Source organism: Haloferax prahovense DSM 18310 (assembly GCF_000336815.1).
GTDB classification, from domain to species: Archaea; Halobacteriota; Halobacteria; order Halobacteriales; family Haloferacaceae; genus Haloferax; species Haloferax prahovense.
In genome coordinates, this window is record NZ_AOLG01000009.1 from 168,440 (window position 1) to 181,658 (window position 13,219).

At 66.0% G+C, this 13,219-nt stretch carries 12 protein-coding genes; 7 read left to right on the forward strand and 5 right to left on the reverse strand.

Annotation, left to right across the window (positions count from 1 at the left end; all coding sequences use genetic code 11):
• Positions 1 to 15 precede the first annotated feature (15 nt).
• Positions 16 to 483, forward strand: a complete 468-nt coding sequence (locus C457_RS03270; RefSeq protein ID WP_008091934.1) for a zinc ribbon domain-containing protein — start codon at positions 16 to 18, stop codon at positions 481 to 483.
• Positions 484 to 485: 2 nt separating this feature from the next.
• On the opposite strand, the gene C457_RS03275 is transcribed toward C457_RS03270, so the two are convergent.
• Complete coding sequence (locus C457_RS03275; protein WP_008091936.1) at positions 486 to 860, reverse strand: type II toxin-antitoxin system VapC family toxin; 375 nt, start codon at positions 858 to 860, stop codon at positions 486 to 488.
• Entirely contained in the window at positions 861 to 1,091 is a 231-nt protein-coding gene (locus tag C457_RS03280) for an AbrB/MazE/SpoVT family DNA-binding domain-containing protein (RefSeq protein WP_008091937.1), read from the reverse strand.
• A 157-nt stretch (positions 1,092 to 1,248) separates the two neighbouring features.
• On the opposite strand from C457_RS03280, the gene C457_RS03285 reads away from it, so the two are divergent.
• Positions 1,249 to 1,389 carry a BBE domain-containing protein gene (locus tag C457_RS03285; RefSeq protein WP_008091940.1) on the forward strand — a complete coding sequence of 47 codons (141 nt, stop codon included), beginning with the start codon at positions 1,249 to 1,251 and terminating at the stop codon, positions 1,387 to 1,389.
• Positions 1,390 to 1,445: 56 nt separating this feature from the next.
• Here the strand turns inward: C457_RS03285 and C457_RS03290 are convergent, their stop codons facing one another.
• Positions 1,446 to 1,955, reverse strand: coding sequence for a DUF7529 family protein (locus C457_RS03290; protein WP_008091942.1), 510 nt, complete (start codon positions 1,953 to 1,955; stop codon positions 1,446 to 1,448).
• Between the two features lie 167 nt (positions 1,956 to 2,122).
• Between C457_RS03290 and C457_RS03295 the strand changes: the two genes are divergently transcribed.
• From C457_RS03295 to C457_RS03315, 5 genes are all read left to right on the forward strand, one after another.
• Positions 2,123 to 4,825, forward strand: coding sequence for an ABC transporter ATP-binding protein (locus C457_RS03295; protein ID WP_008091943.1), 2,703 nt, complete (start codon positions 2,123 to 2,125; stop codon positions 4,823 to 4,825).
• Between the two features lie 148 nt (positions 4,826 to 4,973).
• A complete protein-coding gene (locus tag C457_RS03300; RefSeq protein WP_008091944.1) occupies positions 4,974 to 6,698 on the forward strand; it encodes an ABC transporter substrate-binding protein in 1,725 nt (574 codons plus the stop codon).
• 25 nt (positions 6,699 to 6,723) lie between these two features.
• Positions 6,724 to 7,743 carry an ABC transporter permease gene (locus C457_RS03305; RefSeq protein WP_008091945.1) on the forward strand — a complete coding sequence of 340 codons (1,020 nt, stop codon included), beginning with the start codon at positions 6,724 to 6,726 and terminating at the stop codon, positions 7,741 to 7,743.
• Positions 7,740 to 8,675, forward strand: coding sequence for an ABC transporter permease (locus C457_RS03310; protein WP_008091946.1), 936 nt, complete (start codon positions 7,740 to 7,742; stop codon positions 8,673 to 8,675). Before C457_RS03305 ends, C457_RS03310 begins: the two co-directional genes overlap by 4 nt.
• 6 nt (positions 8,676 to 8,681) lie before the next feature.
• Complete coding sequence (locus C457_RS03315; protein WP_008091947.1) at positions 8,682 to 9,071, forward strand: DUF7268 family protein; 390 nt, start codon at positions 8,682 to 8,684, stop codon at positions 9,069 to 9,071.
• Positions 9,072 to 9,094: 23 nt separating this feature from the next.
• Here C457_RS03315 and C457_RS03320 read toward each other — a convergent pair whose 3' ends face one another.
• Positions 9,095 to 11,710, reverse strand: a complete 2,616-nt coding sequence (locus C457_RS03320; RefSeq protein ID WP_008091948.1) for a PAS domain S-box protein — start codon at positions 11,708 to 11,710, stop codon at positions 9,095 to 9,097.
• A gap of 2 nt (positions 11,711 to 11,712) precedes the next feature.
• Entirely contained in the window at positions 11,713 to 13,167 is a 1,455-nt protein-coding gene (locus tag C457_RS03325) for an ATPase domain-containing protein (RefSeq protein ID WP_049913365.1), read from the reverse strand.
• Between the last annotated feature and the right edge of the window lie 52 nt (positions 13,168 to 13,219).

The following is a 13,219-nucleotide window of genomic DNA, read 5'->3' on the forward strand; positions in this document are numbered from 1 at the left end:
CGACAGATAACCGGTATGTCATCGCCCTCCGCGGACGACTCGACTCGCGAACGCGGCCCGGACGAGGTGTTCTGCCGCGACTGCGGCGCGGTCATCGACGCGCGCGCCGAAATCTGTCCCGAATGTGGGGTCCGTCAGCGCGACCCGCCGAAGTCGTCGGTCGACTCGGCGCTCGACGACCTCCTCGAAGGCGGCAACCCCTTCGTCGCGGCGGTGCTGTCGGCGATTTTCCCCGGCCTCGGACAGCTGTACAACCGCGAACTCGAACGCGGCCTCGTCTTCGCGGTCGGCTTCATCGTCGCCTCCGTCTCGGTGATGGTCTTCATCGGTTTCCTCCTCGCGCCTGCCGTGTGGCTCTACTCGGTGTACGACGCCTACACCCGCGCCGAACTCCGAGCCGAGGAGTTACGGCGAGGGGCCGAGCGGGAACGCGAGACGGAGATTTCGGTTAGTGAGGAACAGGACGACGAGCACGAGGACTAGTCTCACTCGTCTTGGACTGTCTTCAGGTCGAGCCGTGGAGCAAACGATTCGTACGTCTCATCGCTCGAAACGATGGTATCACCATCTGATTCAACGAGGTGAAGCGCGTCGAACGGTGTGAACCCGTGGTCTTCGACGTAGGTCGCAGCTGTGACAACGGTGTCCACATCACCACGTACTTCCAACAGAGCAGCGGCATTTGTGACGACTCGCTCTGTATCTCGTTGTTCACGATATGCAACCATGAGGAGTTCGATGAGTGTGAACTGAGATGTCCATAGTTCATCCCGGTGGTCGCGGTATACTTCCGTTGCGGCGTCACCAAGCCAGTCTTCGTCCTTGATGAGTGCCAGAAGGAAGTCTGTCTCCGCGTACATTCAGCGTCCAGCCTCGTCTCGTGCTGCGTTACGTGCTTCCTGCCGGAGTTCTTCCGCCGTCTTCTCGACGTCTGCGAACTCAGCGCGGAGGGCATCGAGCGGGTCATCCTCGATTGGAATCAACTTGATACCGTCGTGAAGCTGGACGATGTGGTAGTGTTCGCCATACCGCTCTCGAATCTCTTTCGGGAGCGTCAGGCGTCCACGACCGTCCAGCGTTGCTTCGGACATACGCTCATATTGTGTGGGTAAGTACAAGTAATTTCCCCGAATTTGTCTAAATGCCCACTCAACCAAATCAATCTTGCTTGCTGAACTCACACAGATTCGAGGAGGAAGCCCACGGCTTTAGCCGTGGGAGGAATCCGACCTCTCCGACGGCGCCTACGTGAACTTCCTCAGTCGCGAGGGGAACAAGCGCGTTCGCGCCGCCTTCGGAGACAATTACGGCCGACTGGTCGAACTGAAACGCCGGTACGACCCGGAGAACCGGTTCCGTGTGAATCAGAATATCGCGCCGCGGGCCTGACAGCGCCGAATTCCAGCAGCGCCAAAACGCGTCTTCGACCGTCGGCGACGCGACGACTACGCGAACTCGTCAGAGAGGTCGGCGTCCCAGTCCGGCGGGAGCAGCGGGTCGGGGTCCTCGTGGACGAACTCGACGCCCTTGTCGGGGTCCAGCGGGTGGACCTTCGTCCGCATCGTCTCGCCGGCGTCGAGGAGCGAGAACATGCGTTCGGACTCCGCGAGGCGGTAGTACAGCGGGAGGCAGACGGCGACTTCGTCGTCGGTGGCGCGGACGACGAGCGCGAGGTAGACGAGGCCGCCGGTGACCGCGCGGAACGCCTCGTACTCGTCGAACGTCGCGCCCGTGACGGCGGCTTCGAGGTCGGGGTACACGTCGTCGCCAACGACCACGTCGAGGCCGACGTGGTCGACGACTTCGTCGCCCGTTCCGGGAACCGGGACCACGTCCCCCGGCAGGGCGACGACGACCGTCCAGTCTCGCTCCCGATAGTCGTCGGCGAGCGCCTCGCACTCTTCGACCACGGTCTCCCACGTGCCCGACTCGTCCGAGAGCGGATGTTCTTCCATGCGGCATGGTGTCGGAGTCCGCTACCTAAACTTTGGCTTCTCCCGCCGCAGTCGCGCGCTTTCGCGCGTCACGCGGGCGACCGCAGGCGATTCAGCATTATGTTTCCCACGTATCAATTGGCAAAAATTGAAAAGGTATTTCACGCCATGCAGGTCATTCCCATTCAATGAGGAATCTACTCTCTCTTTCGGACCTTCGAACCCAGTTCTCGACCGGCCGGGGTCGGGTCAAGGCCGTCGACGGCCTCGACCTCACGGTCGGCGAGGGCGAGACGGTCGGACTGGTCGGCGAATCCGGGTCCGGAAAGAGTGTGACGGCGTTGTCGGCGATGGGACTCGTCGACGACCCCGGCGAAATCGTCTCCGGGTCGGTCGAACTCGAGAGCGCCCGACTCGCCGAGGAGTTCCGCGAGGAGTACAACAACCCCGGCTTCGTCGACGGCGACGTGGTCAACCTCGTCGACGCCCCCGAGGAGGCGCTGCGGGCCGTCCGCGGGCGCGAACTCGGGATGATCTTCCAGGACCCGATGACCTCGCTGAACCCCTCGCTGACGGTCGGCGAGCAGGTCGCAGAGAGCCTGCGACTCCACCAGTACGGCGGCCGACGCAAGGACTCGTGGTTCAACGCGGTCCGCGAACTGCTCCCCCGCATCAGCCGCGACATCGACGACGAAGTCGTCGAGCGGACCATCGACGTGCTCGAGTCGGTCGGCATCCCCGAACCCGGCGCGCGGGTCGACGAGTACCCCCACGAGTTCTCCGGGGGGATGCGCCAGCGCGTTCTCATCGCCATCGCGCTCGCCTGCCAGCCGCGCGTGCTCGTCGCCGACGAGCCGACGACCGCGCTCGACGTGACCATTCAGGCGCAGATTCTCGACCTCATCGACGACCTCCAGGAGGACCTCGGCATGTCCGTGCTCATGATCACCCACGACCTCGGCGTCGTCGCCGAGACGTGCGACCGGGTGGCGGTCATGTACGCCGGCGAAATCGTCGAGGAAGGACCGGTCGAGGAAATCTTCCACAACCCCTCGCACCCCTACACGTACACGCTCCTCGAATCGCTCCCGAGCGAGGAAAAAGAGCGCCTGACGCCCATCGAGGGCAACGTGCCGGACCTCATCGACATGCCCGAAGGGTGCCACTTCGCCCCCCGGTGTCCGTGGGCCCAGCCGGAGTGTACCTCGGGTGAGATACCGTACAAGCAACACGGCGACGACGCCGTGGACCACCGCTCGAAGTGCATCCTCGACGACTTCGACACCGACGAGTACGGCGGCGACGCCATCGAATCGTCGACGGGTACCGAGCCCTCCGACACGCCGCTGCTCGAAGTCGACGGCATGCAGAAGTACTACGAGCAGGCCGACGGCCTCCTCGACCGCTTCCTCGGGGCGGACGACCGGAGCGTGAAGGCGGTCGACGGCATCGACTTCACCGTCTACGAGGGCGAGACGCTCGGCTTAGTCGGCGAGTCGGGTTGTGGGAAGTCCACCGCCGGGCGGAGCCTCCTGCACCTGACGCCGCCGACCGGCGGGCGCGTCGTCTTCTCGGGGACCGACCTCTCCGGGCTCGACAGCGACGAACTCCGCGCGATGCGCCGCGACATGCAGATGATCTTCCAGGACCCGCTGTCGTCGCTGGACCCGCGGATGACCGTCGGACAGACCATCCGCGAGCCCCTCGACGTCCACGACCTCCCCGTGTCCGACCCGGACGTGCGCGGCGAGGCCGACGTCACCGTGACCGGCATCGATGCCGAGCGCGTCTCGGTCACCGCGAGCGACGAGATCGACGCCATCGTCGGCTCCTCGAACGGCGTCGCCACCGCCACCGTGACCGTCACGGTCGCCGACGGCGAGGTCGACGTGGCCGTCGAAGAGCGCCTCCGCGCCGAGGTCGAAGTCGAGCGCGAAGGTGACGTCGTCTCGGGCGTCACCGTCCGCGTCACGCCGGGCGACTCGACCAGCGAGCGTCGACGTCGCCGGGTCCACCAACTGCTCGACGCGGTCGGCCTCGAAGTCGGCCAGTACGACCGTTACCCGCACGAACTCTCCGGCGGCCAGCGCCAGCGCGTCGGCATCGCCCGGGCGCTCGCGGTCGACCCCGATTTCATCGTCGCCGACGAGCCGGTGTCGGCGCTCGACGTGTCCGTGCAGGCGCAGATTCTCAACCTCCTCGAAGACCTCCAAGAGCGCTTCGGGCTGACGTACCTCTTTATCGCCCACGACCTCTCTGTGGTTCGCCACATCTCCGACCGCGTGGCCGTGATGTACCTCGGCGAAATCGTGGAGGTCGCGGCGACCGACGAGCTGTTCGACGACCCGCGGCACCCCTACACGCAGGCGTTGCTGTCGGCGATTCCGGAGCCCGACCCGGCCGCCGAGACCGACGACCGCATCATCCTCGAAGGCGACGTGCCGAGCCCTATCAACCCGCCGTCGGGCTGTCACTTCCGGACGCGGTGTCCGCAGGTCATCCCGCCCGCGGACCTCGACATCGAGCAGGCGGCCTACCGCGAGGTGATGGACCTCCGCCAGCGCGTCGAGCGCGAGTCGCTGGACGTGGAGACCGCTCGCGACGCGGCACTCGATGCGGGCGACCCGAGCGCCGAAGCGACGGTGAGCGCCGACGGCGGCACCGCCGACGCCGACGCCGTCGTGGACAAACTCCGCGAGTCGCACCTGTCACACACGCTGTCGCCCGAACTCCGGGGCGTCGTCGACCGCGCGCTCGAACGCGTCGTCGCCGACGACTGGGACGAGGCGAGCGAGATTCTGCGCGACCGATTCGAGAGCGTCTGCGAGCGCGACGCGCCCGAACTGGGCGAACAGACCCACCCCGCGGCGTGTCACCTCGTAGACGAATAGACCGCGCATCGGGGCCTATGCGGCCTCTCGTCACGTATTCGACGTTTTTTGATTGTCTCGTATTTTTACCGGAACAGGTCGGCGGTGTCTCTCGTTCCTTCCTTCAGCGCTTCGTTATTTTTATAGGGAGTCATTGATAGGTACACGTATGTCACAAGATGGCAATGATGTTTCGCGGCGTCGGTTCCTGACGGCCGCAGGAGCTGCTGCAGCGACGGCCGGACTCGCGGGCTGTTCCGGCGGCGGCGGTGAGGACACCACCACCGAATCCGGTGAGACGACCGGTGAGGGCGAGACGGACCAGACCGAGACGGAGACCGAAGACGGCGGGTCGACGTCGGTCCTCCGCTACGGTCGCGGCAGCCACTCGCCGACGCTCGACTTCCAGAACAGCACGAGCGGCGAGGTCGCGAAGGTGACCGAACAGCTCTACGACACGCTCATCAACTTCGAGCCGGGCCAGTCGACGCTGACGCAGGGGCTCGCCACCGAGTACTCCCTGGAGGGCCAGTCGGCCTCCATCACGCTCCGCGAGGGCGTGATGTTCCACAACGGCGAGGAGTTCACGGCGGAGGACTTCGTGGCGACGTATCGCCGCTTCGTCGACAGCGACTACGAGTACTACGCCGGCGACGACTACGTCTCGGCGTACGGGCCGTTCACCCTCGGTTCGTGGATCGACGAGATTCAGGTCGACGGCGACTACTCGATGACGATTCAGCTGACCCAGTCGTACGCGCCGTTCCTGCGTAACCTGGCGATGTTCGCGGCGTCGGTGCACTCTCTCGCCGCAATCGAGGAGTACGGCACGGACCTCAGTTCGAACCCCGTCGGCACGGGCCCGTTCCAGCTGAGCAACCTTGACGACGCGAACGAGCGCATCCGCCTCGAAGCTAACTCCGAGTACTGGGGCGAGGGGCCGAACGTGGACGAGGTCGTCTTCGTCACCATCGGACAGAACTCGACGCGCGCCCAGTCGCTCGCGTCGGGCGAACTCGACATCATCGACGGACTCGGCGCGCAGTCGTCCGTCCAGGTCGAAAACGCCAGCAACGCGAACCTCGTCCGCACCGAGGGTATCAACATCGGCTACATGGCGTTCAACATGGCGAGCCGCGAGGAGTTCCGCGACCGCCGCGTCCGGCAGGCCGTCAGCCACGCCATCAACACCGAGGCCATCGTCAACGAGATTTACTCGGGCTTCGCGACGCAGGCGAGCCAGCCGCTCCCGCCGAACGTCCTCGGTCACAACGACGACATCGACCCGTACCCGTACGACCCCGAGGAGGCCCAGCGCCTCCTCGAAGAGGCCGGCTACGGTGACGGCTTCTCGTTCGAACTGGCGACGTTCCAGAACCCCCGCGGCTACAACCCGTCGCCGATTCAGACCGCCGAGACCGTCGCGTCCAACCTCGGCGAAATCGGCATCGAGGTCGACATCAACCAGCAGTCGTTCGGGCCGTTCCTCGAATACACCGCCCAGGGCCGCCACGACGCGTGTTTCCTCGGCTGGTACACCGACAACGCCGACCCGGACAACTTCATGTACGTCCTCCTGCACCCGCAGGTAGAGGAAGGCGAACTCACGGAGGGACAGGACTGGGTCAGCTTCGACGCCGAAGGCTACAACACCAGTAACCGCTCGGCGTGGGCGAACCGCGACTACATGGACCTCGTCGAACAGGGCCAGAGCACCTACGACGAGGCCGAGCGCGAGTCGCTGTACAACGAGGCGAACCAGATCGCACACGACGAAGCCCCGTGGGTCTACCTCGACTACGCCGACGAGCTTCGCGGCGTCTCCAACCGCGTCAGCGGGTTCCAGATCGCCGCCATCAGCGGTCCGTACCTCAACCTGGTCAGCCTGAACTGAGGCACTGACCGCGCCTTCGACTTTCATGATTTCCACACGATTCGTACTCAAGCGGCTGCTGTTGCTCGTCCCCGTGCTGGTGGGAGTGGCGTCGCTCGTCTTTTCCATTCTGCACCTCTCGCCGGGTGACCCGGCGCTCACCATCGCGGGCGAGCGCGCCAGCGAGGAGTTCGTCCGGCAGATCGAAGAGAGCCTCGGCCTGAACGACCCCATCTGGGTGCAGTACGGGCGGTTCCTCGTCGATGCCGCGCAGTTCCAGTTCGGCGAGTCGTTCATCATCCAGCGGAACACCGCGGTCCGCGAGGTGCTCGCCAACAAGCTGCCGGTCACGCTCGAACTCGCCATCTACGGCCAGCTCATCGGTATCTCGCTGGGCATCCCGCTGGGCATCCTGAGCGCCGTCAAGCAGGACAGCATCACGGACCACCTGACCCGCATCGGCGCGCTCGCCGGCATCAGCGTGCCCATCTTTTGGAGCGGCCCGCTTCTCATCTTGCTGTTCGCGCAGGTGCTCGGGTGGCTCCCGACGAGCGGCCGCATCTCGGTCCTCTACAACGTCGAGGCCATCCGGGTGACGGGGCTCGTCACGGTCGACACCCTCATCGCGGGCAACTGGGAGATGTTCGTCTCCGCGGTCCGCCACATGATTCTCCCGGCGTCGGTCATCGGGGTTTACTCGATGGCGCTCATCTCCCGGATGATGCGTTCGTCGATGCTGGAGGTCATCCGGCAGGACTACATGCGGACCGCCCGCGCGAAGGGCCAAGGCGCGAAGATAACGGTCCTGAAACACGGCTTCCGCAACGCGATGATTCCCGTCATCACGGTCATCGGCATCCAGTTCGGTGGCCTGCTCGGCGGCGCAGTACTCACGGAGACGGTGTTCGCCATCGGCGGCATCGGGACGCTTCTGGTCGAGGCCATCAAGGTCGGCGACTACCCCATCGTTCAGGGGACGGTCCTGACCTTCGCGTTCCTGTTCACGCTGGTCAACCTCGGCGTCGACATCACCTACTCCGTCCTTGACCCGAGGATCGAACAATGAGCACGGAAACCACGACCACGAACGAGACGGCGGCGGACGTCAACCAGCGCGGGCTCATCGACCGCTTGACTGCGTCGCCGTTCGTCTCCCGACTGCTGTCGAACCGCCTCGCGCTCGCCGGCATCGCCATCATCGTCGCGATGGTGGTCGCCGCGCTGTACGCGCGGTTGTTCTTGGACCTCGAGGTCATCACGCAGTCGCAGCTCGGGACGAACCCGAACCGCGCCGCGCCGAGTCTCGACTTCCCGTTCGGCACCGACGGACAGGCCCGTAGTCTCCTGCCGCGGGTTGCCTACGGCGCGTGGTACGCGATGCTGTTCGGCACCGTCACGGTCGCCGCCTCGACCGTCCTCGGCGTCGGCCTCGGCATCGTCGCGGCCTACTACAGCGACGTGACCGACAACGTCATCATGCGGACGATGGACGTGCTGCTCGCGTTCCCGTCGCTGCTGTTGGCGCTGGCGCTCGTCGCCATCTTCCCCGACGAACTCGGGCTGTGGCGGGCGGTCGCCGCCTTGACGCTCGTCTACACGCCGCGGTTCGCCCGGGTCGTCCGCGGGGCCGCGTTGACCGTGCTCGAAAACGAGTACATCGACGCGACGGTCGCGCTCGGCGCGGCCGACCCGCGGGTGCTGATTCGGCACGTCCTGCCGAACTGCCTCGCGCCCATCACGGTCCAGAGCACGCTCAACTTCGGGCTGGCCATCATCGACCTCGCGGCGCTGTCGTTCCTCGGCTTCGGTGCCGAGGCCGGCACGCCCTCGTGGGGGCTCATGCTCTCGAACGGCGTGAGTCAGGGCCTGCTCACGGGCGTCTGGTGGTGGTCGTTCTTCCCCGGGTTCTTCCTCGCGCTCACCGTGCTGGGGTTCAATCTCCTCGGCGACGGCATGCGCGACGCGCTCGACCCGCGGATGCGCGAAGCGGTCGACTGACCGACCGTGTCAGCGCCACCGGAGCCGGCGGACGCGGACGCGCCCCCAGCCCTCGAACGGGCGGCGGTTCGGCTCCGTCTCGTCGGCACCGCGGCCCTCGCGGGCGCACTCATCGCCGCCGTCTGGCTGGTCGCCACGCTGGTCGTCGGTGATTTCGCAGGGAGCGTCGAGACGACGTTCGCGCTCGGCTCGCTCGCGTTCGGGTTCGGCCTCCTCGGCTGGTCCGGGGCGGTCGCGCTCGGCCGCGGTATCGAGTCGATGCAGACCCACCTCGACACCGGCACGGGGTGGACGGAAGCGGACGCTCGGCGGGCGATGGCCCGGATTCTCGGGTTCGGACTCGGCGTGATGCTCGGGGCGACGACGGTCGGTACGGCCGTCTCTGCCGTCGCCTAAGTCCGCCGAGCGACGCCTCGGCGTTAGGCTCTCGGCAGTCGGAGTTCGATGACCGTCCCGTTCGGTTGGTTGTCCGTGATTTCCATCGAGCCGTTGCTGTTCGTCACCGCCCAGCGGACGAACCAGAGACCGAGCCCGTTCGTGTGTTGGAGCGGTGACTCTCGTCCGGAGTTGAGCGATTCGCGTTCGAGTGGTGGGATTCCCGGTCCGTTGTCGGCGACGCGGATGACAACCTGCTCCGGGCCGTCGTCGTCGGTGACCGAGAGATGGATTTCGACCTCGTCACCGCCGTAAACGACGGCGTTGTCGATGAGTTCGTTCACCGCGAGTTCGAACGTCGTGTGGGCTCGCGCGTTCGCGACGTCCGGCGCGTCGACGGTGATGGTCGCGTCGGGGTAGCTGAGCTGCGCGCCCTCGACCACGTTGCGAACGCAGTCGGCGACGTTCTGTGGTTGCACTCGCTCCGCCACGTTGGGGTCGAGCGCGGAGCTGAACTTCCGGGCCGTCTCGGCGAGCGAGAGGAGTTCGCTGGTCGCTCGCTCGATGGCCGCCGCCGACTCGAGCACGTCGTCGTCGGTGTGTTCGAGCAGCATCGCCGCGTGCGCCTGCGCGATGTTCATCTTGTTCCGGAGGTTGTGTCTGATGACGCGGTCGAGGACGGACAGCCGCCGTTCGCGCTCTTGGAGCTCGGTCACGTCGCGGCCGACACAGACGATGCCCTCGAACTCGTCCTCCGAAGACTTCGCCGCGATGGTCGTCTGAAACTGTCGCTCGGCACCGTCTCGGTCGACGACGACCGTCTCCATGGTCTCTTTGTCGCTGTCGCCCGCGAGGAGCGACGCGATGGACTCTAACAGCGCTTGCGAGTGGTGCTCGCCGAACACCGTCGAGACGTGTTCGCCGACGAGGTCGTCGGGGTCGCGACCCAGCAGGTCGGCGGTCGCGCTGTTCGCGAGGACGAACCGGAGATTGTCGTCCAGCGTGTAAATCGGGTCCGCGGTCGTCTCGACGATGCGCTCGTAGCGCTCTAACTCTCCCGACCGGGCCTTTCGCTCGGTGATGTCTTGGACGGTTCCGCGGAAGACGGGGGCGTCGGTCTCCCGCGTCGCGACGCCGCGGACGTTCACCCAGCGCATCTCGCCGCCAGCCATCTCGAGGCGACATTCGACTGACTGTTCTTCGCCGGTTTCGACGAGCCGTTCGAACGCCGCTCGGACCAGGGGTTCGTCTTCGGGGTGGTAGAACGAAAACGCCTCCGAGAGGTCGAACACCGTTCCCGGGTCGACGCCGAGGAGCTCCGCGAGCCCGCTCGTGAACAGAACCGCTCCGCTCTCCGCGTTGACCTCCCACGCGCCGACCGAGGCGATCTTCTGGCTCTGGTCGAACAGGTCGAGTAATCGTTCGCGCTCGCGCTCCTGTCGCTTCTGTGCTGTCACGTCCTCGATGGCGGCAATCACGCCGACGTGTTCCCCGTCGCTTCGGGTCAGCGGAGCGGCGTGGACGACGAGCCACCGCCGCTCGCCGTCGACGCCGATACCGTGTTCGAAGTTCGTGACCGTCTCGCCGGTGTCTCTCACCCGGTCGAAGGGGAGGTCCTCGTGGTCGAGCGGCTCCCCGCGTGCGTCGACGAGGTCCCACTCGGGGGCGTCGTACGACTGTCCGAGCACGACCGACCGCCGCAGACCGAGGACCGCCTGGGCCGCCTCGTTGGCGCGCACGATAATCCCGTCGTCGTTGAGGACCGCGATGCCGACCGGACTCGTCTCGAAGAGCTGTTTGAGCGTTTGGGTCTCGTGGACGAGTTGGTTCTTGAGCGCGTGGCGGACGGTCGCGTCGGTCTGGAACCCGACGAAGTGGGTGAGCTCGCCGTCCTCGTACACCGGCGATATCTTCAGTTCGTTCCAGAAGGGCGTCCCGTCCTTCCGGTAGTTCGTGAGACTGACGGCGACGCTCTCGCCGGCTTCGATTGCCTCGTGGAGTTTCTCGACCGGCTCGGAGTCGGTCTCTTCGCCCTGCAGAAACCGACAGTTCCGACCGAGTACCTCCGAGCGGTCGTAGCCGGTCATCTCTTCGAAAGCGTCGTTGATGTACGTGAGCGGCTGGTCGTCGTCGGCCTCGGTGATGGTGATGCCGACGGTCGCGCTGTCCATCGCGCGGCGGTACAACGCGAGTTGGAGCGACTGCCGTCGGGTCTGGAGGAGCGATTCGACCCGCGACCGGATGACCGCCTTCGGTGCGGGCACCGCGAGCACGTCGTCGGGAACGTCGTCGAGTCGTCGCGCGGCGACGACCTGTTGGTCCTGCGCGACCGTCAACAACACCGGGACGAACCGGTCACCGGCGTCGGCTTTGCGCTCGGCGAGCGCGTCTGCGACCGTCGAGTAGGTCTCCATATCGACGATGCAGAGGTCGAACTCCGGGAGCGGGTCCTCGCCTGCACCTTCGTCTCCGTCTTCGCCTTCGCCTGCACCTCTGTCTTCGCCTTCGCGGCCGCGTTCCCAGACGATGACCTCGTACGCGTCGAGGAGTTCAGCCAGTAGCTCGCGGTCGCGAGCGCCGTGGAGCGCGAGGAGTATCCGCTCGTCCCCGGACGCGTCTCGCGCGGAACGTGCTCCGTTCCGGGACGCGTCTTCGCCCACGGTTACTCAGCCTCGTTCCACGTCGGCGTCCCCGTGAGGATGCCTCGGAGTTCGTCCAGCGGTTCGCCGACGACGATGCCGTCGCTCCCGATTTCGAACGACCGGAGCGTCGGCTCGAAGGAACCGAATCGCTTTTTCAGGACGCCGATGGCCTTGCGAATCTCGCCGCGCACCTCGATGTACCGGATGAACAGGATGTTGTCCGCGAGGTAGCTCACGTGGTTGTCGGAGGCGTAGAACGCGCCGGTGACCTGCTGTACCTCCTCGGTCAGCACGACGGTGACGCCCATGTTCTTGAGGTACCGCGCCAGCGCGTGGAGTTCGCGGCGGATGTCGCTTCGCTCGTCGGTGAGGCTGAGTTGGTAGCCGGCCGTGCCGTCTATCAGCACGAACTCCGTGCCGTTCGCCTCGACCTCGGCGCGGACTCGGTGGGCGAACTCGTCGGTCGAAAGCGAGAGCGGTTCGACGGCGTCGACCCGGAGGGCCCCCGACTCGACGAGGTCGTCTATCGGGATACCGATGGACTCGGAGCGGTGCCGGAAGCTCGCTTTGCTCTCTTCGAAGAGGTAGACTGCGGCGCGCTCGCCGCGGTCGGCGGTCGCCCGCGCGAACGCGGCCCCGGTGGTCGATTTTCCGACGCCGCTCGGGCCGCTGATGAGCGTGATGCTCCCGCGCTCGATGCCGCCGCCGAGCAGGGCGTCGAGGTCGTCGATGCCGGACGAGAGCGGTTCGATGGCGAATTCGCGGTGGTGCGACCCGGGGACGAGCCGCGGGAAGACGCGTATGCCGCGGTCGCCGTCGATTCGCATGGCGTGCGGCCCCGTCTGGGAGTCCGACCCGCGGAACTTCTCGACGCGAACCGACCGTCCCTCCTCGGACCGCAGGAGCGACAGCGACCCGTCACAGAGGTACGCGAGCGTCTCGTCGGTGTCGTCGCTCGACGGCTGGCTCGTAAACATCGTCGTCGTCCCCGACTGCTTGAGGTAGCTCAGGAGTGACGAGACGAGTCGACGGAACTGGTATTTGTCCGACGAGAGCCGGCCGAATTGGCTCAGCGGGTCGATGACCACCCTGTCGGGGTCGCGTTCCTCGATTGCCGCTTTCAGTTCGGTCGTCGTCGATTTCCCTTCGACCTCGCTCGGCGACAGCATCGTGTACGCCTCGTCGTCGAGGAACGCCTCGGGCGACGGGCTCAGGTCGAGAATCGGTACCGCGGCGAGGTCGAACCCGAGCGTCTCGGCGTTCGCTCGGAGGTCGGCCGCCGACTCCTCGAAGGAGACGAAAAGGACGCCTTCGCCGCGTTCGATCCCAGCCGACAGGAAGTGGTAGCCGACGATTGTCTTTCCCGCCCCGGACGCTCCACGGACCATGTACGTCCGGTTCGGCATGAGCCCACCGTCCAGTACCGAATCGAGTCCATCGATTCCCGTGGAGAGCCGCGGGGAGAGATCCGTCATGCTACTCACGTCTCGCCGGCACACCAAGAAACTACCACCGTCTCGGCGTGCC